This window comes from Natronolimnohabitans sp. A-GB9, assembly GCF_030848565.1.
Classification (GTDB): Archaea; Halobacteriota; Halobacteria; order Halobacteriales; family Natrialbaceae; genus Natronolimnohabitans.
The window spans coordinates 98,468-124,936 of record NZ_JAVDDV010000004.1 but is presented as its reverse complement, the minus strand read 5'-3'; the positions used below and the strand labels follow the sequence as shown (position 1 = coordinate 124,936).

Annotated in this window: 24 protein-coding genes; 7 read left to right on the top strand and 17 right to left on the bottom strand. The window is 61.8% G+C overall.

Annotated features, from left to right (window positions below; translation table 11 throughout):
* Nucleotide 1: 1 nt before the first annotated feature.
* Entirely contained in the window at nt 2–772 is a 771-nt protein-coding gene (locus tag RBH26_RS07260; protein WP_306757527.1) for a methyltransferase domain-containing protein, read from the top strand.
* Nucleotides 773–973: 201 nt separating this feature from the next.
* Here RBH26_RS07260 and RBH26_RS07255 read toward each other — a convergent pair whose 3' ends face one another.
* Nucleotides 974–1,654: a class I SAM-dependent methyltransferase gene (locus tag RBH26_RS07255; protein WP_306757526.1), complete on the bottom strand. Its 681-nt coding sequence runs from the start codon at nt 1,652–1,654 to the stop codon at nt 974–976.
* Between the two features lie 246 nt (nt 1,655–1,900).
* Between RBH26_RS07255 and RBH26_RS07250 the strand changes: the two genes are divergently transcribed.
* From RBH26_RS07250 to RBH26_RS07240, 3 genes are all read left to right on the top strand, one after another.
* Complete coding sequence (locus RBH26_RS07250; protein WP_306757525.1) at nt 1,901–2,944, top strand: extracellular solute-binding protein; 1,044 nt, start codon at nt 1,901–1,903, stop codon at nt 2,942–2,944.
* A 185-nt stretch (nt 2,945–3,129) separates the two neighbouring features.
* The gene (locus RBH26_RS07245) at nt 3,130–4,632 is read left to right on the top strand and encodes an iron ABC transporter permease (RefSeq protein ID WP_306757691.1); all 1,503 of its coding nucleotides are present in this window, start codon (nt 3,130–3,132) and stop codon (nt 4,630–4,632) included.
* 81 nt (nt 4,633–4,713) lie between these two features.
* Entirely contained in the window at nt 4,714–5,292 is a 579-nt protein-coding gene (locus tag RBH26_RS07240; RefSeq protein ID WP_306757524.1) for a hypothetical protein, read from the top strand.
* 116 nt (nt 5,293–5,408) lie between these two features.
* On the opposite strand, the gene RBH26_RS07235 is transcribed toward RBH26_RS07240, so the two are convergent.
* The 4 genes from RBH26_RS07235 to RBH26_RS07220 all read right to left on the bottom strand — a co-directional run bounded on the left by RBH26_RS07235 (nt 5,409) and on the right by RBH26_RS07220 (nt 8,687).
* Nucleotides 5,409–6,191 (bottom strand): hypothetical protein, encoded by a 783-nt coding sequence (locus RBH26_RS07235; protein WP_306757522.1) that lies wholly within the window; start codon nt 6,189–6,191, stop codon nt 5,409–5,411.
* Nucleotides 6,192–6,573: 382 nt separating this feature from the next.
* Entirely contained in the window at nt 6,574–7,641 is a 1,068-nt protein-coding gene (locus RBH26_RS07230; RefSeq protein WP_306757520.1) for a Zn-ribbon containing protein, read from the bottom strand.
* Nucleotides 7,641–8,042 (bottom strand): DUF2073 domain-containing protein, encoded by a 402-nt coding sequence (locus RBH26_RS07225; protein ID WP_306757518.1) that lies wholly within the window; start codon nt 8,040–8,042, stop codon nt 7,641–7,643. Before RBH26_RS07225 ends, RBH26_RS07230 begins: the two co-directional genes overlap by 1 nt.
* Nucleotides 8,043–8,048: 6 nt before the next feature.
* A complete protein-coding gene (locus RBH26_RS07220) occupies nt 8,049–8,687 on the bottom strand; it encodes an Era-like GTP-binding protein (RefSeq protein WP_306757516.1) in 639 nt (212 codons plus the stop codon).
* A 1,362-nt stretch (nt 8,688–10,049) separates the two neighbouring features.
* Between RBH26_RS07220 and RBH26_RS07215 the strand changes: the two genes are divergently transcribed.
* Together RBH26_RS07215 and RBH26_RS07210 are read left to right on the top strand one after the other, a co-directional pair.
* Entirely contained in the window at nt 10,050–11,786 is a 1,737-nt protein-coding gene (locus RBH26_RS07215) for an ORC1-type DNA replication protein (protein ID WP_306757514.1), read from the top strand.
* Between the two features lie 83 nt (nt 11,787–11,869).
* Nucleotides 11,870–12,340: a hypothetical protein gene (locus RBH26_RS07210; protein ID WP_306757690.1), complete on the top strand. Its 471-nt coding sequence runs from the start codon at nt 11,870–11,872 to the stop codon at nt 12,338–12,340.
* 76 nt (nt 12,341–12,416) lie between these two features.
* Here RBH26_RS07210 and RBH26_RS07205 read toward each other — a convergent pair whose 3' ends face one another.
* Nucleotides 12,417–13,352 (bottom strand): S26 family signal peptidase, encoded by a 936-nt coding sequence (locus RBH26_RS07205; RefSeq protein ID WP_306757513.1) that lies wholly within the window; start codon nt 13,350–13,352, stop codon nt 12,417–12,419.
* Between the two features lie 189 nt (nt 13,353–13,541).
* Here RBH26_RS07205 and RBH26_RS07200 point away from each other — a divergent pair, with 189 nt between their 5' ends.
* On the top strand, nt 13,542–15,131 hold the full coding sequence (locus RBH26_RS07200; protein ID WP_306757511.1) for a DNA-directed DNA polymerase II small subunit: 1,590 nt from the start codon (nt 13,542–13,544) through the stop codon (nt 15,129–15,131).
* 13 nt (nt 15,132–15,144) lie between these two features.
* On the opposite strand, the gene RBH26_RS07195 is transcribed toward RBH26_RS07200, so the two are convergent.
* The 11 genes from RBH26_RS07195 to RBH26_RS07145 form a co-directional block, all read right to left on the bottom strand.
* Nucleotides 15,145–15,753: an HD family hydrolase gene (locus tag RBH26_RS07195; RefSeq protein WP_306757510.1), complete on the bottom strand. Its 609-nt coding sequence runs from the start codon at nt 15,751–15,753 to the stop codon at nt 15,145–15,147.
* A gap of 41 nt (nt 15,754–15,794) precedes the next feature.
* Nucleotides 15,795–16,190 carry a dehydratase gene (locus tag RBH26_RS07190; protein ID WP_306757509.1) on the bottom strand — a complete coding sequence of 132 codons (396 nt, stop codon included), beginning with the start codon at nt 16,188–16,190 and terminating at the stop codon, nt 15,795–15,797.
* Between the two features lies 1 nt (nt 16,191).
* Nucleotides 16,192–16,935 carry an ABC transporter ATP-binding protein gene (locus RBH26_RS07185; RefSeq protein ID WP_306757508.1) on the bottom strand — a complete coding sequence of 248 codons (744 nt, stop codon included), beginning with the start codon at nt 16,933–16,935 and terminating at the stop codon, nt 16,192–16,194.
* Between the two features lie 2 nt (nt 16,936–16,937).
* A complete protein-coding gene (locus RBH26_RS07180) occupies nt 16,938–17,741 on the bottom strand; it encodes an ABC transporter ATP-binding protein (RefSeq protein ID WP_306757506.1) in 804 nt (267 codons plus the stop codon).
* Nucleotides 17,738–18,775 (bottom strand): branched-chain amino acid ABC transporter permease, encoded by a 1,038-nt coding sequence (locus RBH26_RS07175; RefSeq protein ID WP_306757504.1) that lies wholly within the window; start codon nt 18,773–18,775, stop codon nt 17,738–17,740. Before RBH26_RS07175 ends, RBH26_RS07180 begins: the two co-directional genes overlap by 4 nt.
* On the bottom strand, nt 18,772–19,680 hold the full coding sequence (locus RBH26_RS07170; RefSeq protein WP_306757502.1) for a branched-chain amino acid ABC transporter permease: 909 nt from the start codon (nt 19,678–19,680) through the stop codon (nt 18,772–18,774). The genes RBH26_RS07175 and RBH26_RS07170 overlap by 4 nt, the downstream gene beginning before the upstream one ends.
* 6 nt (nt 19,681–19,686) lie before the next feature.
* A complete protein-coding gene (locus tag RBH26_RS07165) occupies nt 19,687–21,024 on the bottom strand; it encodes an ABC transporter substrate-binding protein (protein WP_306757500.1) in 1,338 nt (445 codons plus the stop codon).
* 148 nt (nt 21,025–21,172) lie between these two features.
* Nucleotides 21,173–21,655, bottom strand: coding sequence for a MaoC family dehydratase (locus tag RBH26_RS07160; protein ID WP_306757498.1), 483 nt, complete (start codon nt 21,653–21,655; stop codon nt 21,173–21,175).
* 36 nt (nt 21,656–21,691) lie between these two features.
* Nucleotides 21,692–23,494 (bottom strand): acyl-CoA carboxylase subunit beta, encoded by a 1,803-nt coding sequence (locus tag RBH26_RS07155; RefSeq protein WP_306757497.1) that lies wholly within the window; start codon nt 23,492–23,494, stop codon nt 21,692–21,694.
* A 2-nt stretch (nt 23,495–23,496) separates the two neighbouring features.
* A complete protein-coding gene (locus RBH26_RS07150) occupies nt 23,497–25,296 on the bottom strand; it encodes an acetyl-CoA carboxylase biotin carboxylase subunit (protein ID WP_306757496.1) in 1,800 nt (599 codons plus the stop codon).
* Between the two features lie 2 nt (nt 25,297–25,298).
* Nucleotides 25,299–26,465, bottom strand: coding sequence for an acyl-CoA dehydrogenase family protein (locus RBH26_RS07145; protein WP_306757494.1), 1,167 nt, complete (start codon nt 26,463–26,465; stop codon nt 25,299–25,301).
* Between the last annotated feature and the right edge of the window lie 4 nt (nt 26,466–26,469).

The window sequence follows — 26,469 nt, the reverse complement described above, 5'->3', positions numbered from 1 at the left end:
GATGAATGAATCACTCGATACTGACAAACTCGAGCGCGAGGTGAAGTCGATGTACCGGACCGTCGCGAAGTCGGCCGACGCGGAGTTTCACTTCGAGACGGGCCGTGACCTCGCTGAACGCCTCGGATACGATCCGGGTATCCTCACCGACGTTCCCGACGAGGCGATCGACTCGTTTGCAGGTGTCGGACACTGCTTCGAGTTCGCGGATCTCGAACCACGCGAGGGCGTGCTCGATCTCGGCAGCGGCTCCGGGATGGACGCCTTCTATGCCGCGATGGCCGTCACCGAAACCGGGTCGGTCACGGGTATCGACATGACGCTCGAGCAGGTCGAGAAGGCCAACGCTCTCGCCACAGCAAACGGCTTCCACAACGTCGACTTCCGCCGGGGATATATCGAGGACGTGCCCTTCGAGGACGGTTCGTTCGACGCCGTGATCTCGAACGGCGTGATCAATCTCTCGGCGGAGAAAGACCGGGTGTTCGAAGAAGCTCACCGGGTGTTGCGGCCAGGCGGACGGCTCGCATTGTCGGACATCATCAGCGAACGACAACTGCCCGAGAGCATCAAAGCCGATGCGGATCTCTGGGCTGCCTGTATTGGTGGGGCCGAACACGTCGATAGCTACACGTCACTCATCGAAAGCGCCGGCTTCGACCTCGTGGAGGTTCGGGAGAACACCGAGTACGAGTTCATCTCCGGCCGGGCTGCGAACGCGTGTCAGACGTACGGCGTAAAGAGCATCTCCCTGGGTGCTCGCAAACACTAATACTGCCGAACAACACCACACTCCGATCGTACTCGAGGTGCGATCGGGTGTGTCCTATAGTAACAACTGCAACGGTTTACACACTGATCACCGATCCGTCTGGCGATCAGGTGTGCAATGACTTGCAGTGGCTACTATACTGGCGTCCGGAAGTATACCCATGACCGACGAAACCGGTCTGCTCGAGCGAAAGCGTTCGTATCAGGGAGCCACACCGACGGTCAACAGCGTGCCGAGCTCACGGTAGCGTTCGACCATCTCCTCGCGGCTGTCCCACTCCTCGGTCGGGAACTGGGCTTCGCTTGGAATCGTGATCTCGCGATCGGGGACGTTGTCCTGTTCGGCGACGTAGAGCCCCGCCTCGCGGAAAGCCTCGCGGTACTGATCGCGGTCCCAGCGAGTCATCTCGATCGAGATGTTCTCTTGCCACTCGTGGGAGTAGACGTTCTCCTCGTAGTAGTTGACAGCACAGTAGAACGTGCCGCCGGGTCGGAGAATCCGTTCGATCTCCTCGAGCGTGTGGACTGGATCGACGGCGTAGTAGAACGCCTCCATCGAGAAGACGTGGTCGATCGAGTCGTCGGCGAAGGGTAACTCGTCGAAGTCACCGACGACGTAGCCGACGGCCGGATCGTCGGTGTAACTCGCGGCGTTGCGTGCCATCTCGGGCGAGCCGTCGAGCCCGTAGACGCGACCGGCGTCTTTGTTGTCCCGAAGCGCGCGCCCGGCGTAGCCGCTCCCACAGCCGAGATCGAGGATCGTCTCGCCTGATTCGACCGGCATCCGCGCCAGTACGTGTTTGGCGGTGTGCCAGTGCCGTTCCTCCATCCCTCTGTCTCGACCGCTCGCGGCCCACTCATCGAACTCCTCGCGTACGCTCATATTCGAGTCCTCGCCCTCGGGGGGCAAAACGAGTTCGACTCGAGACACGTGACACCGGGCTCGTCAGTACCACCGACAGACTCTTTAGGATGGCCTAAAAAGATGTATCTGGAGAGGTTTAGGTTGGCCGAAATCCCGTGGGCATCGGGCAGAGGCCGAACGAACAGCTCCTGTTGTCCATTTTTCATACGCAGAACCAAAAATAATCGCAAGGTATATGTGTTTTAGGTCAGCCTAAAACTAGATATGCAACAGCGCGACAGCGATTCGACGCAGCGATCGACGATCGGCCGCCGACCGTTTCTCGCCGCCACGGGCGTCTCCGTGGCCGGGCTCACCGGACTCGCTGGCTGTCTGGGTGATGACGGCGATCTCACGATCTACTCAGGTCGATCTGAGGAGCAGATCTCACCGATTTTCCGCAAGATCGAAGAAGAGATGGGAATTACCATCGCCGACCGATACGGGGACTCCGCCGGAATGGTCGGACAGATCGTCGAAGAAAGCGAGGATCAGCGCCCCGATCTGTTTTACACGCAGGATTCGGGAACTCTCGGCCAGCTCAAAGCCGAGGGACTGACGGCCGAACTGACCGACGACGTCGTCGAGACCGTTCCCGAGGAGTACCGCGACCCTGACGAAACCTGGACCGGCGTCTCCGGACGAACGCGGTCGATCGCCTACAATACGGACGAGTGGGACGCCGACGACATTCCCGACGACATCCTTGCGTTCGACGACGACGAGCGATTCGAGGACGAACTGGGCTGGCGGATCGACTCCGGTTCGTTTCTCTCGTTCATTCGAGCGATGATGATCGAGTACGGCGAGGACGACACGGAAGCGTGGATCGAGGGATTACAGGACCTCGGAATCACCGGCTACGAAGGCGGGATGGCGACACCACAGGCTATCGCCGACGGCGAGATCAGCGTCGGATTCGTCAACCACTACTACGTCGGTCGCCACCTCGAGGACGACGAGGACGCCCCGATCAACGTGACCTACACCGACGGCGACGTCGGCTCCCTGTTCAACGTTTCCGGTGTTGCCATCGTCGACGGGACCGACGAGATGGACCTCGCACAGGAGTTCGTCGAGACAGTCATCTCGCCGGAAATACAGGAGGAGTTCGTCGATCTCAACGCCGAATATCCCGTCATCGACGACGTCGAGTACGTCGGCGACATGCCCCAACTGGACGAACTTAACCCGCCGTCGTTCGACTTGAACGAGCTTGCAGACGTCGAGCCCGCACAGGACCTGCTTCGGGACGTCGGCGTTCTCTAATGACTGCTACCAGTCAAATCGGTACGGCCAGCCATACCGGCGAGTTAGGAAGCCATAAATCAGTCCACTGGTAACGATCCTCCGTGAGCGACTCCGTCTCAACGTCCGAGAACTCTTCGTCGATTTTCGATCGAAGAGACCACGCGCTCGGACTCACACTCCTCAGCGGCGCCGTCGCCGCGTTGATGGTCTTTCCGCTCTCCTGGATCTTTTTGCGAGCGTTCGGTGTCGACTTCGGCCGTGCGACTGACATCCTTCTTCGGCCCCGTTCGCTCGAGATCGTCCTCAATAGCGTTCTGCTAATGGTCGGCGTGACGGTGTTTTCGGTTCTCATCGGCGTCCCACTGGCCTGGCTCACCGTTCGCACCGATCTGCCGTTTAGACGGTTCTGGACCGTCGTTATCGCGCTCCCACTGGCGATACCCAGCTATCTCGGCGCGCTCGCGTACATCTCCGCGTTCGGTCCCCGCGGAGAGTTACAGTCGTTACTCGAGCCCTTCGGCGTCGAACAACTCCCCGAAATCTACGGGATTCACGGTGCAATCCTCGCGATTACGCTCTATACCTATCCGTACGTCTATCTGACGACGCGAGCTGCGTTGAAAACATTCGATACGAGACTGGTCGACGCAGCACGGACGCTCGAACACGATTATCGAGAGACGTTCCGCCGCGTGACGCTCCCCCAAATCTGGCCGGCGATCACCGCCGGTGCGTTGCTCGTTGCGCTGTATGCCGTCTCGGACTTCGGGACACCTGCCTTCATGCAACTCGACGTGTTCACCCGGCAGATCTACGTCGAAGAGCGCGGCGGCAACTACGATTACGCCGCTATGCTCTCGATCCAGTTGATCGTCCTCACCGTCTTCATTCTCGCGCTCGAGTCGAAAGTTCGCGGCCAGGAGAAGGTCTACACTGACTCGAGTGGCAGCCAAGGGTTTACGGTCGAACTGGGAGTCTGGCGCTGGCCGGCGTTGGCCGCGTGTGTCCTCGTGTTCGCTGCGACGATCGTCCTTCCCGTAGTTGTCTTCACGTCGTGGTTTTTCGGTGGGGCGACAAGCGGCGTCCAGGCCCTCCAGTTCCAGTGGAAGTACGCGTTCAACTCGGCAGCCGTCTCCACCGCAGCGGCTATCGTCGCCGCACTGGCTGCCCTGCCGGTGGCGTACCTCGCCGCCCGCTACAAGACGCGTCTCAGCGAAGTGTTCGAACGGGCGACCTACGTCGGCTACGCCGTTCCCGGTATCGTCATCGGTCTCGCGCTCGTATTCTTCGGCGCCAACTACGCTGGATTTCTCTACCAGACACTTCCGCTGTTGATCTTCGCCTACGTCGTTCGATTCATGCCACAGGCAGTCGGCTCGACCAGAACCGCAATTTTACAGGTCAACCCGAAACTCACGGAGGCCTCCCGAACCCTCGGTAAGAGTAATGTCGAAACGTTCCGAAAGGTAACACTACCGCTGATCGCGCCGGGAATCGTCGCTGGAGCAGCACTGGTTTTCCTGACGACGATGAAGGAACTACCAGCGACACTGTTGCTCCGGCCGACCGGGTTCGATACGCTCGTTACACACATCTGGCGCGCCGAAGAGGCGGCCTACATGAGTCACGCCGCCGTTCCTGCGTTCGTTATCCTGCTCGTCTCGGGGCTCTCGATGATGATTATACTGCGACAGGAAAACGCCTGATCGCAGCCCTTGCTATTGGTTTCGTCCGTGATAACCGCAGACGGGACTATTAAGTCGGTGCCGAAAGTTGTTCAGGTCAGTATGGAGTATTCGCTCGAAATCGACGGGACACCGGAGACGGTACCGGGCGGGACTGGCGTGTTGCTGTTGCACCCGAGCACGGGAGAAACCGATCGCATCGACACCGACTTTCTCAAAGCCGACACCGACAACTTCCTCGTCGTCTCCACTCGAACGACGGCCCGCGAAGTCAGACAGAAACTCGAGCACTACGACGTCGACGAGGACTGTGCCGAAATCCTTGATACGTTGAGCATCGAACGGGGCTACTCCCGCCGTCAGAGCGACACCGTCCACTACGTCGCCGCGCCCGACGACGTCGACGGCATCGTCGAGCACATCGACGGCTTTCTCGACAGTCACGACGGCAAGCTCCGACTGAGTTTCGACTCCGTTACCGAGCTCGCTTACTACGCCGGTGACGAGGAGGCCATCGAGGCGGTCGAACGCATCCTCGAGTTGCTCGAGGAGTACGACGCCGTCGGCCTCTTCCACGTCTCCGAAGAGCCCCACAGCGAGGACGTCGTCGACCGGTTCCGCGAACTGTTCAACGGGATCGTCGACCTCGACGAGGACGGGAGCATCGACACCGAGTTCTAGCTGGTTCGATTTTTTCGCGCCGATCGAGAACGGTTCTACTCGTCGGTCTCCTATCCCGACCGTCCGACACACCCATAGTCAGATCGCGGGTGTGTCGGTACTGACGCCAGTCCGTATCAGTCCGTAAGCGATTCGAACGTCTTCTCCGCCCAGCGAACTGCGTAGTCGGGGCCGTGGTCCCGGTAGGCCTCGGTATCGAGTGCCGCAAACGGTGCCGGGAGTTCGATCGCGTGTTTGATCGCCGCACACGCCAGTTCCGTCGCGTCGGCAAAGTCCGTCTCACCACGGGCGACCGCTCGAGGCAGTCCCGAGACCCGGTCTTCGAGTCGAGTACCCGCGTCCTGCCAGGCGTCGGCGAGTTCGGGGTGGTCGCCGTGCCAGTCGGCGAAGACCTCGCGCGTCTGTAGTCCGACCCAGCCGTCGTACAGCGCCGCGGCGACCTGGTAGGTGCCGTTGGAATCGAGCGCAACGGCCCGATCGAGGTCGAGGTAGCTGTCTTCGAAGAATCCGAGGAAGTGTTCGGGCACCTCGAGACCCACTTCGACGAGTGCCTCGGCGAGCAGGAAGTCGACGAAAGGTTCGGGCGAGCCCTCGACGCGCGGTTTCACGAGGACGACCGGCGGTTCGGTCTGGCGCGTCCAGGCGACGCTGCCGTCGCCGGGCATCCCGATCGTCAGATCCGAACTCGCGTACCGAGCCAACAGCTGTGGCGCGTCCGCTGGCAGCCAGTCGGCAGGGTAGCTCGCGGGCTCGAGAGCGTCGACGACGAGTCCGAGGTCCTCCGCCTGTGCCGGCGGTAGCGTCTCGAAATCACGATCACAGTCGTACACCTGCGCGTCGGGTGCGTGTTCCTCCTGGATCGCTGTGACCGGACCCGAGAGCTCGCGCGCCTCGAACATCAGACGAGGACGTTCTGTGCGACGGCCAGCAGCGACAGCAGCACTGATACGACGATCGTGACGAGAACGACCTTGGTTGGGGTGCTCATACGTGTGGACAATCAGGCATATCGCTTAAATCCATCTTTCTCTCCCGAAACGAGGACTGAGTACGACACTCGAGCACGCGAGAGAGCCGCCGAGTACACCTCGAGTATCGTCTCCACCTCAACGGGATTCCATCCGTAGCGGCTCGAGCGATACTCGATCGGTTACGAGAGATTGCCATAGGACTGTTTCACATGGAAACGAATGGCTACCGGTTCGACCCGTAAGATAGGTTCGGTGGCGATTTGCAGTCGAAATGAGGGGGTGGGAGAGTCAGGCGGTGTCCGACGGCCGGTCACTCCTCGTCGTCTTCCGCATGCCACGAATCCGGGACGTCGATCACGTACCGACCGTCTTCCTGGAGCGAGATGATGTACTCCTCGCGGTTGTACAGCTCCATCAGGTTGAGTTCGTACTGGCCGGGGCTGACGATCTTGATGCTCTCGAACTGCTCGTTGAGTTCTGCACGCAGTTCCTCGATCGAGGGCTGTTCTCCCGACGGTTCGCTGACGACGCGGCCGCGTTCCGACGGCGGGACGTCGGTCTCGTCCGTACTCGTTGCGGTTCGATCGTGTGCGTCCGTCTCGTCGGGTAGATCGTCCGTCTGAACGATCGCACTCCGGGCGTCAGCCTGGGCCGCGTCTTCGCTGTCGGCCATGATCGATCCGTCACCGCCCTCACTCGAGTCGGTGCCGTCGGACTGAGACGGTGTCGGGGAGTCAGAGCGAGATCGTGGGCGGGACGCCGACTGTGCCGGCGCGGCGCCACCATCGCTGTCGCCTTCGGTTCGAGTGGAACCAGCCCCCGGCGTCGGACCGTCCGTCGGCGTCGGATCGTTCGCCGCCGCGTCCGACCGATCCTCGGGTCGACGAGCGGTTTCGGGCCACTCGTCGAACGCCGCCGTTTCGGCGGTCGATTCCGGCTCAGCAGACTCGTCGCTCGAGGGCCAGGACCGATCATCGTCCGGACGGTCGCTTTCGCGTGGAGTCTCCTCGCGTCCGGCAGGTGCAATCTCGCTGCTCTCCGAGCGACCGTTGGCGGCTGGCGGCGTCGTATCGACGGCTGACTGCGGATCGTCGGTCGTCTGTGAATCCGAAGCTTGCCCGGAGTTCGACGAAACCCACCCGCGAACAGTCTTCGCAGCACGTTCGACGGTGCCAGCGGTGTCAGTCGACCCGGATCTGCTGGTCGAATCCGCCGACTCGGCGACGTCGGCCGACTCGGCGGTCTCAGCCGTATCCGCTGACACCTGGCCGGCGGGTGCAAACTGGAACTTGTTCCCGCCACAGTCCGGACAGCCCGACAGCATCTCCTTGGAGCCGTCGGGAAACGTCCGGCCGCAGGTCGTACATTCGTGTGGCATTAGTCTCGGGACACGAGTGCACTGATGAGCGTTTCGTCCTTGTGTAGCGTTTCGATCTGGTTTGCCGGCCCGATGACCGTCAGCTTCGCCGTCGAGTCGTCCCCACCCATGATCCGACCGAGCAGCGAGGAGTCGTTCGCTTTGGACTTGGGATAGGTCTCGATCTCGATCCCGTTGAACTCGTCGGGGCTGATCTCGGACATCGTCACCTCGATGAGTCGACTCTCCTCGTCGGGCGTCAGCCCTTCCTCGAGGATGACGATGTTGCCGTCGTGGACGCCGTCCAGAATCATCCGGATCTTCTCCATCGTGGCCATGTTTTCCATCCGCTCGCCACTGATGAGGTCGATCTGGACGCCATCGGAGCCGTCGGAATCGTCGGCGTTAGTTGCTTTTGGCATCGATGATCACCCGAAGTACTCCGCGATGTTGTCGTACACTTCGTCCATGTTGTCGCCTTCCTTCGCGGAGAGGGGGATGGTCTTGTGCTGTGGGAACGCGTCCTCGATCCGTTTGACACTCGCATCGTCGAGGTCGATCTTGTTCGCGAAGATGAGAACGGGAAGATCGCGGGATTCGATGATCCCGATCAGCATGGTGTTGACCTGTGTGATCGGATCCTCGGCGCTATCGAGGACGTAGATGACACCGTCGACGTCTTCGCGCAGCCAGTGCATCGCCTCGGCGACGCCTTCGGTCGCCTCGCGGGAGCGACGGATCGCGTCGTCTTTCTCCATCTCGTCGGTGAACTCCTCGTAGTCGACTTTCGTCGTCACACCGGGCGTGTCGACGATATCGATCGTCACCGAGTTGCCGTTGCGCTCGATCTCGACGTTCTCTTTCCTGCGTGCACGTCTCGTTTCGTGTGGAATGTGACTCTCCGCACCGACTGCGTCACCGGTCCAATCACGCGCGATTCGGTTTGCAAGCGTCGTTTTTCCAGCGTTCGGTGGACCGTAGATACCGATTCGTTTGGGTTCCTGTTCGGAAAACAGGCGGTCCGTAACCCGAGAGATACTATCTTTGAGTTGTGAATACAGTCCCATCGTTGGGGCCCTCCAGCACCGCGGGGTGCATCTGCGCGTACTACAAACTGAATCCACTTAAGCCTACGTCAGACGTGTTGAAAATACAATAGTAGAGAAATATATTGTTCAGAGAGTATCGATTGAAAAGAGTAGCTACAGACGATGTTGAAGCGGTATTATCACGTCCCGCGCGGATAGCCGCCAACCAGGAACCACACCGGTTTTGGATTCCGACTGGGAGAAATCCTCTATCAAGTGTAGGGGGAGACCTAAGCGAGTGGCTTGTCATCATGAACCAAGGTATATAATTACGTTATTACCGATGATAGGTAGCGGAGAAAGCAGTTCTCCACCACCCCCACCCCTTCGTTTCAAGTGGAACATGACGGGAAAGGGGGTGGGTAAATCGGCCGAGAGTGGATTGGCGATTGTAGTAGCGGACGGTGATTCGGATCTATACTCGCTGTAGAGGTCCTAAGGAGGATATCTACACTAATACAACTATGAAAACTATACTAGTAACTCGATCCGCTCAAAAGGCTGTTTTCTAGTAATAACTAGTAATTAGAAGAATATCCTAGCAAGAACTGAGATTTGCTAGTGCTACGGACCGTGTTTCTGTCCTATCAACATAAAGATTTCTGATCTAGAGACCCCCCCTCCCCCACCCCCTCTCTGACAGTCTCCAGTTGAAACGAAGGGGTGGGGGGGGAATACTCCCCGACGATTCTGTATACGTACCCATGATGATCGTGTTCATTGTCCACGATGGCCTTGGGCATTGAGAGCACTATACATATTCGGAATACACTTCCCCCTCTCTACGTTCTCCTCTCGATCGGAATATCTCTCATATACTGTCGGACAGAACTATTATGAGAATTTGCCGCTTCCGTCCGACAGTATACCTCTCGAGGCGAGGACGAGCCTCGAGGTCACGACGAACAGCGGATCGCGATCGGGAGCCGGACTGTGTAGTAGCTAACTACCTGATCACAGATGACTATTACCTGACACTCCCACACCGATCGTCAGTCCGACTGCGAACCCGAGCCGTCAGGCCACTCCAACCGCAAAACGTCTTGGTCACCGATGGACCCGAAACGAACGTCTCCCTACCATTCAAAAGATCGATACTATCCGCGATCTTCTACTCGTCCTGTTTAGGTCGTCAGACGGTCGATATCACCCGATCGTATCGACTATCATAGATTGAAGGAAAGAATTTAATATCGTGCTTTTCCTCTGTTTCGTTTGCATCAACTGGACCCGGGCCAGGGGTCGGAAAGAGGATATTATGCGATACAGGGCGATTCGCCACCATATTCCTGGTTTCTGGCCCGCGACTCCACCCGAAACGAGGGGGTATGTGTACGACGGATGTCAGACGACGATTCAGAGATCACGAACGCAGGGGAACCCGATATCGACACGGACGGGTTCTCGAACTTCGATAGCTCCGACCTCGCCGACGAGGAGTCGAGTCAAGGGTTGTTCGACGACTTGCTCAGTGGTGAACCGATCTTCGAGAACAAGGAGGTCCTGCGGCCGTCCTATACGCCACACGAACTCCCACACCGAAGCGACCAGATCAACAAGATGGCGACCATTCTCGTCGCGGCACTTCGGGGCGAGACGCCGTCGAACATCTTGATCTACGGGAAGACCGGTACGGGAAAGACCGCCAGTGCGAAGTTCGTCAGCAAGGAACTCGAGAGTACCTCGAAGAAGTACAGCGTCCCGTGTGACGTCGAATACATCAACTGCGAGGTCACGGACACCCAGTATCGCGTCCTCGCACAGCTGGCAAACAAGTTCATCGAGAAGAACAAGGCCCGCATCGACGAGCGAGTCGAGGATCTCGAAGGGCTGCTTTCGGCCCTCGAAGAGTACGAGTCGAGGATCGACAGCGAGTCACCGACCGACGGCGACCAGTCCGACCTCTTCGATGGGATCGACACGACCGACGCGTCGGAAGCGACTGAGGACGTTTCGTCTGGAACGAACCGTCGCGGGTCTGGAACCGGGTCTCCAGTTGAAACGGGGGGGTCGTCGGGAGACGATCCCGATTTCGAAGCTGCCGACACCGAGCCTGCTGATATCGCTGCCGCCGAATCCACGGATACGGGCGACGATCGCTCGCCAGCCCATCCCCTCGAGTCGACGCCGTTTGACTCTCGTGAGGAGATCCGGGCCCGCATCGAGGACCTCGAGGACGATCGGGAGTCCTTCGAGGAAGTCCCGATGACCGGGTGGCCAACCGACCGGGTCTACAGCGTCTTCTTCGACGCCGTCGATTACGACGAGCGGGTCGTCGTCATCATGCTAGACGAGATCGACAAACTCGTCGAGAAAAGCGGCGACGACACGCTCTATAATCTCTCGCGGATGAACTCCGAACTCGAGAACTCGCGGGTCTCGATCATCGGCATCTCGAACGACCTGAAGTTCACCGATTTCCTTGATCCCCGGGTGAAATCCTCGCTGGGCGAAGAGGAGATCGTCTTCCCGCCCTACGACGCCAACCAGTTGCGGGATATCCTGAAACACCGTTCGGAGGTCGCGTTCAAAGACGGCGCGCTGTCGGACGACGTCATCCCCCTGTGTGCGGCCTTCGCGGCCCAGGAACACGGGGACGCGCGACGCGCACTGGATCTCCTCCGGACGGCGGGAGAACTGGCCGAACGCTCCCAGTCGGAGACGATCGTCGAGAAACACGTCCGGCAGGCCCAGGACAAGATCGAACTCGATCGGGTCGTCGAGGTCGTCCGCACCCTCCCGACACAGAGCAAGCTCGTCCTCTTTGCGATCATTCTGCTGGAGAAAAACGGCGTCCACAGCATCAACACCGGCGAGGTGTTCAACATCTACAAGCGCCTCTGTGAGGAGATCGACGCCGATGTCCTGACCCAGCGTCGCGTCACGGACCTCATCAGCGAACTCGACATGCTCGGGATCGTCAACGCCGTCGTCGTCTCGAAGGGTCGGTACGGCCGTACTAAGGAGATTAGCCTCTCGGTCCCACTCGAGGAGACGGAGGCCGTCTTGCTGTCAGACTCCCGACTGAGCAACATCGACGACGTCCAGCCGTTCGTCCAGGCCCGGTTCGAGAACTAATACTGTCGGACAGCAGTCAGTGAATCGTCTCAGTTGGTACTATAGCCGACGACCTGATGTACCTCGAGGGAGTTCGATTCGACATGAACCGACGGGCAGTTCTCGGTTCGACGGCAGGGCTGGCCGCGTTGGCCGGCTGTATCTTCGACGACAGCGGCCCCGACCACGAGTTCGAACGCGGTGAACTCGACGTCGTCATCGACGGCGAGGCGTTCGACCTCTCGGCGGATCGGTTCCAGGCCGAACACGCCGACAACTACTCGATGCACTTTCACCTTCACGAGGGCGACGACTACTGGTACAACGATTATCCCGAAAGCGGTGAACGGATCACCGTCGCCGAAGGGATCGATCTTCTCCCACACTTTGTATACGCCGCCGAGGACGACGAACACGTCGTCACGATCGACGGAACCGAGTACGACGGCCGGGAATCAGGAACAGAGCTGACGTTTTTCGTCGACGACAACCGCGTCGATCCGACAGCCCACGAGATCCAGGACGGAGACGCGCTTCGACTCGAGATCGAAACCGAAGTCGAACCCGACGCCTGAGACGGACTGCTGTACCGCTGTCTCGCCGACCGCCAACGGGCCGGCGATCAGCAGGACGTGACGACAGGAGACCGTCTCAGTGCTGACGACGACCGATCGCCATTGCGACACCGGCGCCGGCAGTTGCGACGCCGACGGAACCGGTGAGGCCGGCCTGGATAGCTGGGTCGTCGAGGTCGTCTATCGGAACCGGCGTGGTGTCGATCGTCGGGGACGGTGCGAGCATGCCGCCGATGATCTCGTCGAACGCCAGTCGGACGTGGCCGAGCCACGGCACGCGGAACGTCGCCTTGCCGGTGACCCACTCGGGTCTGACGATATCTGACTGGATCTGACCCCGCTGGCCGAACTGGTCGTAGCCGGCGTTCGCGTCGCCTTTAGTGATGAAGCCATCGTGGGGTGCCGGACACGTCATCACGTCGTCACAGGTCGCGTCGCCGACGATTGCGTCGTCAGCTTTGGTCTCGATCCAGTTTTCGTCCTCTTCGACCCAGTAGTGAGCGCGATGGATGATGGGGACGGCGTTTGGATCCCCGTTCGGCCGGAAGACGATGACGTCGCCCTCGTTGCCGAACTTTTCGTGACCGCTGTCCTGACCGTTCTCGAGTGGAACGACGCCGGTCCCGTCGACGGGATCGTCACCGACGAACCGCTCGTCGTCGACGACGAATATCAGATCGCCCCGTTCCATGTTCGGCTCCATACTGCCGCTCTCGACGGCGACCAGCGGGGGCCAGACGCCGCTGACGCCAAACAGGATCAGGCCGATGACGACGACGATAGCGATACTGCTGACGACGTCGCGTACGAAGACGACGTTTTCCGCGTCGGATTTCAGAAACCAGCGGAAGACGCCGTCGTCCTCGATCGTGACGGCGTCGGTTCGTCCGTCACCGTTGGGCCCTTTCGACGGCTCCCCGGCTGAACTCCGGTCGTCGACGTCGTCTCGATCCCATCGATCCCGACCGTCGTCGGGATCGTCCGGTGGATCACCGGGGGTAGATCCGCTCATCGTCACCCGTTTTGCTGGGATGTCCAATCAACCTTCTGCTCCGGTGGCCCCACCGGTTCCGAGACGATCAGTGACCGGCTCGTGATCGGTTGCGAGACGACCGGTGGCGAACTCGCAGTGCGAACCGCGATGCTCCCCTGCGGGCGTCGATACGGTACCCTTTTCTCTTCGCTCACGAATGCGAGTCGTGTGCCACTCGAGGCGCCCGCCCGGATCGTCAGCGAACTCACCAGTCGTGGCTACAACGCCGAACGCGAGGCCGTGACCCGGCTCGCGTCGGCCAACAATCCACAGGCGACCCTCGAGCGCGTCGTCGAGGAGCTCCCGGATGACGCACTGGTCGTCCGGACCGAACACGTCGAATCGGCCCTCGAGGCGATCGAATCGGGGACCGACGTACCCAACGGATCGCCGTCACACCCTGCGGTCGATGAGCGAGAATCTGCCCCAGCCGACGGCTCGAACACCTTCGTTTCGACTGGAGGCGAAACCGCCGGCTCCCCCGCGGCTGATGGGACTGATCCAGTCGAAACGAAGGGGGTCGAGAGTATCGAGCGGTCGGTTGATCCCGAGTTGCGATCGCTGGAGATCGACGGCGACATGACCGGCGAGAGCACGGGAACCGGTGAGTACGAGGACTTCGTCTCCGTGTTCCGCGATCGACTCGAGCGACTCGGCTCGAAGCTTCGGGGGCGGGTCAATCACCGACCGGCGTCGGCGATCGAGAACATGGCCGGCGGGAGCGAGGTCGCGATGGTCGGCCTGGTCAACGACATCCGATCGACGGCCAGCGGCCACTGGCTGATCGAACTCGAGGACGCGACCGGAACCTTCCCGTGGCTCGTCATGAAAGACCGGGAGTACGTCGATCTGGTCGACCAGCTGCTCTGTGACGAGGTGCTGGCGATGCAAGGAACCCTCGCCGACGACTCGGGGATCGCGTTCGTCGACTCGATGTACTTCCCGGACGTCCCACGGACCCACGAGCCGTCGACGGCCGACCGCCACGTCCAGGCGGCGCTGATCAGCGACGTCCACGTCGGCAGCCAGGAGTTCATGGCCGAGGCCTGGAACCGATTTACGGACTGGCTCCACACGAAACAGGCCCAACACGTCGAGTATCTGCTGATCGCTGGCGACATGGTCGAGGGCGTCGGCGTCTACCCAGACCAGGACGAGGAACTCGATATCGTCGACATCTACGAGCAGTACGAGGCGTTCAACGAGCGTCTGAAGCAGGTTCCCGGTGACCTCGAGATCGTGATGATCCCGGGCAACCACGACGCGGTTCGTCTCGCCGAGCCACAGCCGGGCTTCGACGAGGAACTCCGGGAGATCATGTCCGCTCACGATCCACGGATCGTGAGCAACCCCTCGACGGTGACGATCGAAGGCGTCTCGGTGTTGATGTATCACGGGGTCTCACTGGACGAGGTCATCGCCGAACTCCCCGAGGAGAAGGCCAACTACGACGAGCCACACAAGGCGATGTACCAGCTACTCAAGAAACGCCACGTTGCACCGCAGTTCGGCGGTCACACCCGACTGGCGCCCGAAGAGCAGGACTACCTCGTGATGGAGGACGTACCTGACATCTTCCACACCGGCCACGTCCACAAACTCGGCTTCGGGAAGTACCACAACGTCCTCGCGATCAACTCCGGCTGCTGGCAGGCCCAGACGGATTTCCAGAAGAGCGTCAACATCGATCCCGACGCCGGCTACGCGCCGATCGTCGATCTGGACACGCTCGACGTGACCGTCCAGAAGTTCAGTTGACCGTCGTCCGCGATCAGAGCTGACACGAGCGGCCGATCTCCCGTTCGTACGCCGATTTGATCCGCTCGAACAGGTCTTCGCCGACCGCCGTCCGAATCCGCGGGGCAGCCGTCGCGAAGAACTCGTCTAAATTCTCGAACTCGTCGAACGCGTCGTTGTCCTCGGTCTCGTCGTAGCGGTCCTCACGCTCGTATTTGAGCGCCTGCAGGCAGTTATCGATCAGATCCATATCCTTGACGAACCGCGCGGTCTCCGTCTCTCGCGTCTCGTACTCCTCCCAGAGCGCCAGCAGTTCGTCGTCCCCGAACGGCTCGAGCAGGGCCGCCATCGCCTCGCGTTCGGCCGCCTCCTTCTCGGCGTCGGTGACGGTTCTGCCATCGTCGCCCGCTCGAGTCGGGATATCCCCGGTCCGGGCCTCCGCGAGGTCGTGGACGACCGCCATCGACGCGGCCCGCGATCGGTCGACGCCGGCCCGTTCGGCATACAGCAGACAGAGCGTTGCCGTCCCCCAGGTATGGGCCGCGACCGACTCCGGCGAGTCGACGTTTCGCAGCTCCCAGCCCGTCCGGCGCTCGTCTTTTAACTCGAGTAACTCGAGCAGTGAATCGAGTTCGTCCGTCATCGTCTACGCCGGCGGCGGGACGGAGAATGAGTCTGTCGCTTTTACGGACTGCTGTCCTCGTCGTTCCAGATCAGGCCCTCGATCGTGCCCGTCAGTACCGTCTCGCCGTCGTCGTTCTCACAGCGAACGTCGACGTCGATCTCGAACCGGTCGTCTCGCTCGATTACGTCCGTAAACGTCCACGTACAGCCGATCCGCTGGCCGGTGTAGACGGGGCGGACGAACTCGAAATTCATCGCCGTCGCCAACACCTCGAGGTCGCCGCCGATCTTCGTCGGCAGCGTCGCGGTCAACAGTCCGTGGACCAGCAGTCGGCCGTCGTTCGGAACGGTGTGTTTCTCCTGTTTGTCCTTCGAGAGCTCGGCGAACTGCTCGACCTCGTCGGTCGTGAACGTCCGCTCGAACGTGTGCGTCTCGCCTTCTGTCGGTCGGTACATGCTAGCCGCCTTCGAAGATCCGTTTGATCTCGTCGTTGTCTACGATCGGCTCGTCGCGGCCGATGTCGGTGACGATCTCGCCACGCTCGATGACGTATCCGTGATCGGCGATCTCTCCAGCGTGGCGGACGTTCGACTCCGCGACGACGATCGAGATTCCGAGGTCTTTGATCCGTTCGACACCCTCGCGGAACTGTTCGCGCACCGAGGGGGCGAGTCCCTCGAACGGCTCGTCGAGCAACACGATGTCGGGATCCGAGGTCAGCGCCCGGCCGACGGTAACCATCTTCTGTTGACCGCCGCTCAACTGGCCGGCCGGCCGATCGAGGAACTCCTCCATCTCCGGATAGATATCGAGGACGCGCTCGAGGCGCGCTTCGAATCCGTCATCGTCGACGTCGCCTTTCCCCCACGCCGACATTCGTAGGTTGTCCTCGACGGTGAGGGTCGTAAACAGCCGTCGGTCTTCGGGTGCGAAGCCGATACCGTGTTGGATCCGTTCTCGTGACGGACGATCCGTGAGGTCGGTTCCGTCGACGCGGATCGTCCCGTTTCGAATCGACGTCTGGCCCATCACCGACCGGAAGGTCGTCGTCTTCCCCGCTCCGTTGCGTCCGATCAACGCGACGGTCTCGCCCGGTTGGACCGCCAGCGAGACCTCCTCGAGGACCGTCGCTCTGTCGATGCTGACGGTGACGTCTTCGACCTCGAGAAGCGGCTGCTGGTGTTGCTGTTGTCCACCCATCGTCAGACACCTCCCTCGAGGATGAACTGGTTGACCTCCTCGGAGTTCATCACGGCGGCCGGGTCGTCGTCGGCGAGCACGCGACCCTCGTGGAGGGCGACGATCCGATCGGAGTAGGTGCGGATCAGTTCCATGTCGTGTTCGATGAAGATGAGACCGATGTTGCGCTCGACCGCCGCGTCGGTGATCGTCTCCATCACCGCGTTCTTCTCGCGGGAGCCGACGCCGCTCGTTGGCTCGTCGAGGACCATGAGCTTCGGTCGAAGCGCAAACGACATCGCCACGTCGAGGATCTTGCGTACCCCGTGTGGCAGGTGTTCGGTGTGTTCGTCCGCGTGGGCCTCGAGGTTGAACATCTCGAGGAGCCGTTCGGTCTCTTCGACGGAGTCGCTATCGCGGTGGGTAAGCGTAAACAGCCGATTGTTCTCCCCTTTCCGGGAGAGAACGCTCGCCTGAACGTTCTCGAACACCGTGAGCTCGTCGTAGATCTGTGGGATCTGGAACGAGCGGACGAGACCGCGACGGACGCGTTTGTACCGTCGCAGGTCCGAAATGTCGTCGCCGTCGAAGACGATGGTTCCGTCGGTCAGCGAGAGCGCACCCGACAGGAGGTTCGTAAACGTCGTCTTGCCAGCGCCGTTCGGCCCGATGATGCCGACGATCTCGTCGTCGTAGAACTCGAGGCTGACGCCGTCGACGGCGACGAGGCTGCCGAACTCCTTGCGGACGTTTTCGGTTCTGAGGATCGGTTCCGCCGATCCGCTCGATCTCGCGGATGCCGTGTTCCGTGTGTTCTGTGTACTCATGAGTTGTCTCTCCGTTCGTCGAGTCGCTCGAGCAGTTCTTTCGCACCGCCCCAGATACCCTTCTCTCGCAGCGTCAACACGACCACGAACAACACGAGTCCCATCGTGAAGTGCCAGTAAGTGGTGACGCTGAGTGCCAGTTCCTGCAACAGGATGAAGCCGCCGGCGCCGACGACCGGTCCGAGGAAGGTGCCGATACCGCCAAGCAACGCCATGAAGACGATCTCGCCGGACATCGTCCAGTCGAGATACTCCGGCGTGATGTGGCCGACGACGACGGCGTAGAGCGCGCCGCCGAGTCCGACGATCATCGCCGAGAGGATCATCGAGTACAGCCGGTACCGGAGGATGGGGACGCCGCTCATCTCCGCTCGCGTCTCGTTTTCGCGGATCATCTTCAGCGTGAGGCCGAACGGCGAGCGCAACACGACCCACAGCAACAGGATCGTCGCGGTCAGACAGACGAGGATCACGTGGTAGTAAAAGCCCATCAGATAGAACTGGGCCGGCACTTCGCTGACGGGGAGTCCCAGGAAGTCGGGGCGGGTGAGCCCGATCCCGTCGGTCCCGCGGGTAAGTCCGCCGACGTCCCGGGTCGCGAGCACGAACAGCAGCTGGGCAAGCGCAAGCGTCAACAGCGCGAAGTAGATCTCGTGTGTCTTGACCGAGAGCGCGCCGATGATCGCCCCGACGACGCCGGCGACGATCATCGCCAGTACCAGCAGGACGACGAGATCGGTGATCCCGGCCCGTTCCATCGCGATCACGACGGTGTACATCCCGGCCCCGAAGAACGCGGCGTGGCCGAACGACAGCAGCCCCGTGTAGCCGAGGACGATGTTGAACCCGAGGGCAGCGATGGCGAAACACATGATCCACGCCAGCAGACGCGTGTGATAGGCGTTCATCGTCAACGCGGGGTACAACGCGAGGAAGACGAACAGGGCGCTGCCCGCGAGCAGGCGCTTGTCGAGAAGCACCCCCTTTATCTCCCCGGCTTTCACGTCGCCGAACGTCGGCAAGCGGGTGCTCATTCGACCACCCCCTCGTCGCCGAACAGCCCTTCTGGCTTGAAGATGATGACCACTGCCATCAGCCCGAAGACGATCGCTAACTCGAGTGCCGGGTAGTACGCGATCCCGAAACTCCGAACCATACCGATGACCAGCGCGGCGACGACGACGCCTTTGAGGCTCCCGAGACCGCCGATAACGATCACGGCGAACGAGAGCAGGACGTACTCGAGGGTCACCGCCGGCGTCGCCGTCGCGAAGGGGACGAACAGCGCGCCGCCGAGGGCCGCGATGGCGACCGAGATGCTAAAGATCATGATGCGAACGCGGTTGACGTTGATCCCGAGCATCTGGACCATCTCGTAGTCCTCCGACATCGCCTGGGAGATCTTCCCGAGTTTCGTCTTCACGAACATGAGATAGAGCCCGACGGCACAGGCGATGGCGATCAGGATGACGACCGACCGGTAGGCCGACACCGAGATGCCGAGCAGGTCGAGCGTTCCCAGCTGTCGGGACGGATCGACGGCGCCGTCGACCGTGATCGGGGACGCACCCCAGATGAACTTGATCACGTCGTCGAGCATGAGGATCACACCGAACGTCGCCAGCAGCTGATAGACGGGCTCGATCTCGTACAGCGGGGCGAAGACCGTCTTGTCTAACACTGCCGAAAGGACGAACACGACCAGCGGTATCACGAGGACGAGTACCGCCAAGAGGACGACCGTCGACGTCGTGATATCGCCCATGTTGTTCAGCGTCCAGACGGCCACGTAGGCGCCGAGACCGTAGAACGCGGCGTGAGCCATGTTCAGCAGGTTGAGGATACCGAACACGAGCGTCAGCCCAACCGATGCGAAAAACAGCAGGGCTGCGAAGTAGAGCCCGTTGAACGTGTTTACCATGAGGGATTCGATCGGCATCCGTTCTCACCCCGTCATCGGTTCGATTTCGTCGACCCAGTCCATCGTCAGGACGCCCTCCGGCGGGTTGACCTCTGCGGCCTCGATGAACTCGAACTCACCGAGAAGCGGGTGATCGACCGGAAGATCGTGGTCGTCGGTCGGACGTCCGAAGACGGCCGGTGCGACTGCCTGTGGGCCGTGCATCGTATGCTGGCCGTGCGGTGCCTCGAACGCGATGTTGTTCATCGACGCCATGAGCTGTTCGCCGGTCGGCCAGTCGCCGATGATCTGGACGGCCCGTTCGACGCCCTCCTGGAGCGCCTCGAAACCCATCCACTCGTGGTAGGCACCCCACCCCGGGAGCTGGTCGTAGCGCTCGTAGTATTCGTCGACGAACTCCCGGTGGGCTTCGTCCTCGTCGTACCGGTAGTTGGGTTGGTAGCCACCGCGACCGCCGAGCCAGACGTTCTCTGGCATATCGGCGCCGAGAGAGTCGAGCAAGGGTGCACCGGTGTCGCCGATCAACAGCGCCTCGTCAACCGCTTCGAACAGCCCACCGGCGACGCCCTGTGAGACGAACGTCGAAATGTCTCCGCCCCACAGACTCGAGAACAGGAGGTCCGGCGACTCGTCGGCGATCGCGGAGACGTGAGCGCTGTAGTCGGTCTCACCCAGCTCCGGGTAGCGCGACTCGACGACCTCGACGTCTGCACCGACGGCGTCGAGGCCGGCCGTAAACATCTCCTGGTGGTCGTGTCCCCAGGCGTAGTCGGGATCGACCGTGATCACCGTTTCGACGTCGTCCATCTGCTCGACCATCCGGACGGCACCGACCGCACCGGCAGCGTTCGTCCCAGCCGTCCGGACGACGTGGTCCATCTCCGGGTTCTCCTCGAACAGCTGGTAGGTTCCGGGCATCGTCACCAGGAACGGCAACTGTTGGTCGTCCGCTGCTGGTGCCACCGCAAGCGAGTGGGCACTCGAGACGATACCCATGATCATGTCGACCTCGCCCTCCTGTGCCATCGCCTGGACGTCGCTGATCAGCGAATCCGGTCCGGCATCCTCGTCGAGTCGGTCGACGACCTCGATCTCGCGTTCGCCGATGAGGCCGCCGTCGTCGTTGATCTGCTCGACGAGCATCTCGCTCGCGTTTCTCGCTTCCTCGCCGTAGAACGCCGGCGGGCCGGACTCGAAGAGGAGTTGGACGATCCGGAACGGTTCGTCCGGAATGCCGTCGATCTCCTCCGTGCCGAAGTCCCCCTCGAGGAGGACACAGCCTGCAAGCGATCCGACTGTCGTTACCGCGGCGGACCCCTTCAGGAAGTTCCGCCGTGAGACGTGTGAATTGTTTTCGTTCATCAGTTGTGTGTTCATATCTCGCATATCGGTCGAGGACGGCAATCCCCACACCGATCAGTGTCGTCGAATAACGGTTCACCCCAGTCACCCGTGCCGGGGTTCGATCGGTCGAACCCCGTCGAAACTGTCGTCGTCGGCCCGTTACCGTCTACGTGTCTGGACGATCACCTCGCAGCGAGAGGACGGTTCGGTCGAACTCACAGACGAGCGTTTCGTCGGCCTCGTCAGTGGGACGGTCGTTGACCCTGAAGACCTCGACGTGCATGGTGACGATACCGCGCTCGCCGTCGCTGGTCTCCCGTTTGTCCGTGACGGTCGACTGCACCCGGATCGTGTCGCCGTGAAACACCGGCTCGGGGTGCTCGACGTTGTCGTACGAGAGGTTGGCGACGATGGTTCCGTCGGTGGTCTCCGGAATGGTAATGCCGACTGCGAGGCTCATCGTGTAGAGCCCGTTGACCAGCCGTTCTCCGAACGCCGTCTCCTCGGCGAACGCAGCGTCGAGATGCAGCGGCTGCTGGTTCATCGTCATATCGCAGAACTGCTGGTTGTCACTCTCGCTGATCGTCCGACGCCGCTCGTGTTCGATCGTCTCGCCGACTTCGAACTCCTCGTAGTACAGTCCGGTCATATGTGTGTCACCTGTGAGATGTCTGTCGGTGGGTGTTCAGAGGATCGTCCCGTGTTTCTTGTCCGGAAGGTCCTTCTCGACGGTCTCGTAGAACTCGAACCGGGCCTCGAGTTCGTCCCGGAGCGAGCTCGGCGGCACGATCTCGTCGATGACGACCTCGCTTGCCATCCGGTGGACGTTGATGTCCTCCCGGTACTCCTCGCGCAGCTCCTGTTCTCGCTTTGCGCGTTCGTCCGGATCGTCGATCGCGGCCAGTTTGTTCGCGTAGACGGCGTTGATCGCCGCCTCGGGGCCCATGATCGCGATCTCGCCGCTGGGAAGTCCAATGACGCTCTCGGGGTCGTAGGCCGGCCCGGACATCGCGTAGATGCCGGCGCCGTAGGCCTTGCGGACGACCACGGACTGTTTGGGCACCGTCGCAGAAGAGGTCGCGTAGATCATCTTCTTGCCCTGCTCTAAGATGCCGTCTTTCTCGACCTGCGAACCGGCCATGAAGCCGGGCGTGTCACACAGGTACAACAGCGGAATGTCGTAGGCGTCACAGGTCCAGATGAACTCCGCGGCCTTCTCGGCGGCGTCGGGGAAGATCGCCCCGGCTCGCTGGGCAGGCTGGTTGGCGACGATCCCGACCGGACGGCCGTCGATACGGGCAAAGGCCGTGATGATCTCGGGGCCGTACTCCGGCCGGAGCTCGAGCGTCGAGCCAGCGTCGACGACCCGGTCGATGACGTCGAACATGTCGTAGCCGCGGTTTGGCTCCTGGGGGACGATCGAGTCGATCCCCTCGGGCGACAGTTCGGGTGCGGCTCCCTCGGTTTGTGGCGGCTCCTCGTCGCTGTTGTCGGGGAGGTAGCTCAGCAGCTTCGCGACGAGTTCGCGGGCGTGTTCCTCGTCTTCAGCGATCAGGTCCGCGCTACCCGAGTGCCGGGCGTGGACGTCCGGTCCACCCAGGTCCCCGAGGTCGATCTCCTCGCCGGTGACCATCTCGACCATCCGTGGGGAGGCGATGGCCATCGCGGACATGTCCCGGACCATGATCGTAAAGTCCGCGAAGACGGGCGTGTACGCCGCACCCGCGATACAGGGACCGTACAGCACGCAGATCTGTGGGACCCGTCCCGACAGCATCGAGTGATTGTAGTAGTACTTCCCGATCCCCTCACGGTTGGCGAAGAAGCCGGTCTGCTGGTCGATCCGACCGCCCGAGGAGTCCATCAGATACAACACCGGTCGGCCGGTCTTCAGCGCACGCTGTTGCATCCGGAGGAACTTCTCGACGCCCTTCTCGGCCATCGACCCCGCCTTGACGGTGAAGTCGTTGGCCATGAAGTGGATATCACGGCCTTCGAACTCGGCGGCGCCGGTGATGAGCCCGTCGGCAGGCAGTCGGTTTCCGGAGTCGGCCTCGCCGTCCTGTCCGCTCGGATGCCACTCGTCGAAGTTGGCGAACTTGCCGTCCTCGAACGTCAGGCCGTCCTCGCCGAACCAGAGGTCGAGCCGATCGCGGACGAACAGCTTCCCCTGATCGGAGAGGCGTTCGCGGTACTTCTCGGGACCGCCCTCGAGGATGTCCTCGATCTCGTCGAGCAAGGCCTCCTCTCGCTCGGTCGGCTCGAGGTCGTCGGCTGCGGTATCGGCACCGCCATCGCCGGTGGCGGTGGCCGTCCCGGTCGTGGTCTCGTCGGCGGAACTTCCGTTTCGCTCCGGTGACGCGCTTGCGAGGAGCTCTTCGCCCGTCTCGGCGTACAGCTCTACGTCGTCCCCGAAGTGGGACGCGAGGGCCTTCGCGATCGCCTGTGCCTCTCGATCCGTCGTCGTGTCGTTGACTGTCACTTCCATGGTTATTCGAGCACCACGAGCGGGTCGCCCATATCGACCGATTCACCGTCAGTCACGGGGATATCCGCGACGGTCCCGGCCGCCGGTGCCACCACGTCGTTTTCCATCTTCATCGCCTCGAGGACACAGACCACGTCGCCTTCGGCGACGTCGTCGCCGGGAGAGACGTTCACCGAGAGCACGGTGCCCTGCATCTCGGCCGTGATCGTGTCGCCCGCGGTGACCTGTCCAGTTCCGGCACCGCCGCCAGTGCTCGAGGCTGTCGACGACGTGCCGGCAGTGCCCCCGCCGGCGTCGGCTCCGCCGTCGCTGCTCGCGACCTGGGAGAGCCCGCCCGTGACGGCGACGTCGAACCGCTGCCCGTCGACTTCGACGACGAGGTCGTTCGTCTCGGCGTCTCCAGCCGGGTCGCCCTCGTCGTCGACCGCCGTACTCCAGCGGTCGACGGCGTCCGCGAGGTCGTCGTCGCTGACCGTCTCGTCGAGGTAGTTCGTCGTGTGTTCGCCCGCGCGGAACGTCTCGTCTTCGAGCATCAGCCGGTGGAACGGGACCGTCGTCTCGACGCCGACGTCGAAGTGGGCGAGTGCTCGATTCGAGCGCTCGAGACAGCGTTCCCGCGTCGGTGCGCGAACGATCAGCTTCGCGATCATCGAGTCGTAGTCGCCGGCGATCTCGTCGCCCTGAGAGATCGCGTCGTCGATCCGGACGCCGAGGCCACTCGGCGGATCGTACGTGGTGAGCGTCCCCGGCGTCGGCGCGAACCCGTCGGCCGGGTTCTCGGCGTTGATCCGGAACTCCATCGCGTGGCCGTCGATCTCGACGTCGTCCTGGCTGTAGGGGAGTTTTTCGCCGGCCGCGATGCGGAGCTGCTCGCGGACGATGTCGATTCCCGTCACCTCCTCGCTGACGGTGTGTTCGACCTGGATCCGGGTGTTGACCTCCATGAAGTAGAACTCCTCGTTTTCCACGAGGAATTCGACGGTGCCGGCGTTCGTGTAGCCGGCTTCCCGAACGCCCCGACGGGCCGCGTCACCGATCGCCTCCCGAAGGTCGGCGTCCAGTGCCGGGCTCGGTGCCTCCTCGATGACCTTCTGGTGGCGACGCTGGAGCGAACAGTCCCGTTCACCGAGATGGAGCGCCGTGCCGTGTTCGTCCGCGAGGATCTGTACCTCGACGTGTTTCGGACTCTCGAGGAACTTCTCGACGTAGACCGAGTCGTTGTCGAAGTACGCTTCACCCTCGCGTTTGGCACTCTCTAGGGCGTCTTCGGCCTCGTCGTCACCGCGAACGATCTTCATCCCGCGGCCGCCACCGCCGCCTTCGGCCTTGATTGCGACTGGGTAGCCAAACTCGGCGCCGAGTTCTCGCACTTCCTCGGCCGACTCGACGGGTTCGGTCGTCCCTGGAACGACGGGTACGTCGGCCGCCTGCATGATGCGACGCGCGTTCGTCTTCTCGCCGAGTGCCGTCATGGCGTCGCTGCTTGGCCCGACCCAGGTGATCCCCTCGGCGTCTTCGACGTCGCTTGCGAACTCGGCGTTCTCCGCGAGGAAGCCGTAGCCGGGGTGGATCGCGTCGGCCCCTGCTCGGTCGGCGACCTCGATGATGGCGTCTCCGTCGAGGTAGGACTGACTCGCGGGCGCGGGACCGATGTTGTACGCTTCGTCGGCGTAGGCGACGTGGCCAGCGTTTCGGTCGGCGTCGCTGTAGACGGCGACCGTCTCGATACCGAGCTCCTCACAGGCTTGCATGACGCGAACGGCGATTTCGCCGCGGTTTGCGACTAGTAGTTTTTCGAACATGGTCAGTAGGATTTGGGGAAGCCAAGCTGTTGGCCGATGTGGTTGTACGCCATCTGCTGGCTGACCGGAGCGAGCCGGGTGAGGTTGATCTCACGCCACCAGCGTTCGACGTCGTACTCCTTGGCGTAGCCCCAGCCACCGAAGGCCTGCATCGAGTGTTTGACCGCCTCGATGCCGGCCTCAACGGCCGTCGCTTTCGCGACGTTGGTCTCGTAGCCACACTCCTCGTCCTGGTCGTAGAGCCACGCGGCCTTTTCGCGCATGAGCGTGGCCGTCTCCATCTTCGCGTAAGCCTCCGTGATGGGGAACGAAACCGCCTGGTGGGTGCCGATCGGCGCCCCGAAGATCTCGCGATCGTTCGCGTACTCGATGGCCGTCTCCGAGGCGAGTTTGCCGATCCCAGTACCGGCAGCCGCGAAGCCGATCCGTTCGGGGTTGAGCATGTCGACGAGCACCCACCAGCCGTCGTCGACCTCGCCCAGCAGGTTCTCCTCGGGCACGCGGACGTCCTCTAAGAAGACCTCACAGGACTTCGAGTAGTTCATCGCGTGTTTGGGGATCGGCGAGACGTCGATGTTTGGATCGTCCATGTCGACGACGAACAGGCTGATGCCGTCGGTGCCGCGGTCGACCTCCTCGCGGGGGGTCGTCCGCGTGACGAGGATCATGTTGTCGGCTCGGTCGGCGAACGTGATCCATGCCTTCTTGCCGTTTAAGACGTACTCGTCGCCGTCTTTCTCGGCTCGAGTGGCGACGTTCAACGTGTTCGTTCCCGCCTCGGGCTCGGTGATCCCGATCGAGAAGTTCCGCTCGCCGGTCGCGATGTCGGGTAGGTAGCGTTCCTTCTGGTCGTCGGTGCCGTGTTCACGGATGCCGACGGCGGCCATCCCGGCGGTCAACACCAGGTACCACGTGCCGGCCATGCCACAGCCCTCGGCACAGAGCGTCTCCATGGCCAGTCCCATCTCTTGCATCCCCATTCCGGCACCGGCGTACTCCTCGGGGACGAGCAGGCCGTGGAAGCCGGCGTCGCCGAGTTCGTTCCAGAACTCACTGGAGAACTCGCCGTTCTCTTCCTTTTCGCGCCAGTGTTCGGGTCCGTACTGGTCGGCAATCTCCGCCGCCGTCTGGCGGATCATCGATCGTTCTTGCGTGTCTTCGAAGTTCATGATC

What these genes read in the sequence shown, in the direction of transcription:
- RBH26_RS07260 (WP_306757527.1), top strand. Translation starts at nt 2, where the DNA reads ATGAATGAATCACTCGATACTGACAAACTCGAGCGCGAGGTGAAGTCG.
- RBH26_RS07255 (WP_306757526.1), bottom strand. Translation starts at nt 1,654, where the DNA reads ATGAGCGTACGCGAGGAGTTCGATGAGTGGGCCGCGAGCGGTCGAGAC.
- RBH26_RS07250 (WP_306757525.1), top strand. Translation starts at nt 1,901, where the DNA reads ATGCAACAGCGCGACAGCGATTCGACGCAGCGATCGACGATCGGCCGC.
- RBH26_RS07245 (WP_306757691.1), top strand. Translation starts at nt 3,130, where the DNA reads ATGGTCTTTCCGCTCTCCTGGATCTTTTTGCGAGCGTTCGGTGTCGAC.
- RBH26_RS07240 (WP_306757524.1), top strand. Translation starts at nt 4,714, where the DNA reads ATGGAGTATTCGCTCGAAATCGACGGGACACCGGAGACGGTACCGGGC.
- RBH26_RS07235 (WP_306757522.1), bottom strand. Translation starts at nt 6,191, where the DNA reads ATGTTCGAGGCGCGCGAGCTCTCGGGTCCGGTCACAGCGATCCAGGAG.
- RBH26_RS07230 (WP_306757520.1), bottom strand. Translation starts at nt 7,641, where the DNA reads ATGCCACACGAATGTACGACCTGCGGCCGGACGTTTCCCGACGGCTCC.
- RBH26_RS07225 (WP_306757518.1), bottom strand. Translation starts at nt 8,042, where the DNA reads ATGCCAAAAGCAACTAACGCCGACGATTCCGACGGCTCCGATGGCGTC.
- RBH26_RS07220 (WP_306757516.1), bottom strand. Translation starts at nt 8,687, where the DNA reads ATGGGACTGTATTCACAACTCAAAGATAGTATCTCTCGGGTTACGGAC.
- RBH26_RS07215 (WP_306757514.1), top strand. Translation starts at nt 10,050, where the DNA reads ATGTCAGACGACGATTCAGAGATCACGAACGCAGGGGAACCCGATATC.
- RBH26_RS07210 (WP_306757690.1), top strand. Translation starts at nt 11,870, where the DNA reads ATGAACCGACGGGCAGTTCTCGGTTCGACGGCAGGGCTGGCCGCGTTG.
- RBH26_RS07205 (WP_306757513.1), bottom strand. Translation starts at nt 13,352, where the DNA reads ATGAGCGGATCTACCCCCGGTGATCCACCGGACGATCCCGACGACGGT.
- RBH26_RS07195 (WP_306757510.1), bottom strand. Translation starts at nt 15,753, where the DNA reads ATGACGGACGAACTCGATTCACTGCTCGAGTTACTCGAGTTAAAAGAC.
- RBH26_RS07190 (WP_306757509.1), bottom strand. Translation starts at nt 16,190, where the DNA reads ATGTACCGACCGACAGAAGGCGAGACGCACACGTTCGAGCGGACGTTC.
- RBH26_RS07185 (WP_306757508.1), bottom strand. Translation starts at nt 16,935, where the DNA reads ATGGGTGGACAACAGCAACACCAGCAGCCGCTTCTCGAGGTCGAAGAC.
- RBH26_RS07180 (WP_306757506.1), bottom strand. Translation starts at nt 17,741, where the DNA reads ATGAGTACACAGAACACACGGAACACGGCATCCGCGAGATCGAGCGGA.
- RBH26_RS07175 (WP_306757504.1), bottom strand. Translation starts at nt 18,775, where the DNA reads ATGAGCACCCGCTTGCCGACGTTCGGCGACGTGAAAGCCGGGGAGATA.
- RBH26_RS07170 (WP_306757502.1), bottom strand. Translation starts at nt 19,680, where the DNA reads ATGCCGATCGAATCCCTCATGGTAAACACGTTCAACGGGCTCTACTTC.
- RBH26_RS07165 (WP_306757500.1), bottom strand. Translation starts at nt 21,024, where the DNA reads ATGAACGAAAACAATTCACACGTCTCACGGCGGAACTTCCTGAAGGGG.
- RBH26_RS07160 (WP_306757498.1), bottom strand. Translation starts at nt 21,655, where the DNA reads ATGACCGGACTGTACTACGAGGAGTTCGAAGTCGGCGAGACGATCGAA.
- RBH26_RS07155 (WP_306757497.1), bottom strand. Translation starts at nt 23,494, where the DNA reads ATGGAAGTGACAGTCAACGACACGACGACGGATCGAGAGGCACAGGCG.
- RBH26_RS07150 (WP_306757496.1), bottom strand. Translation starts at nt 25,296, where the DNA reads ATGTTCGAAAAACTACTAGTCGCAAACCGCGGCGAAATCGCCGTTCGC.
- RBH26_RS07145 (WP_306757494.1), bottom strand. Translation starts at nt 26,465, where the DNA reads ATGAACTTCGAAGACACGCAAGAACGATCGATGATCCGCCAGACGGCG.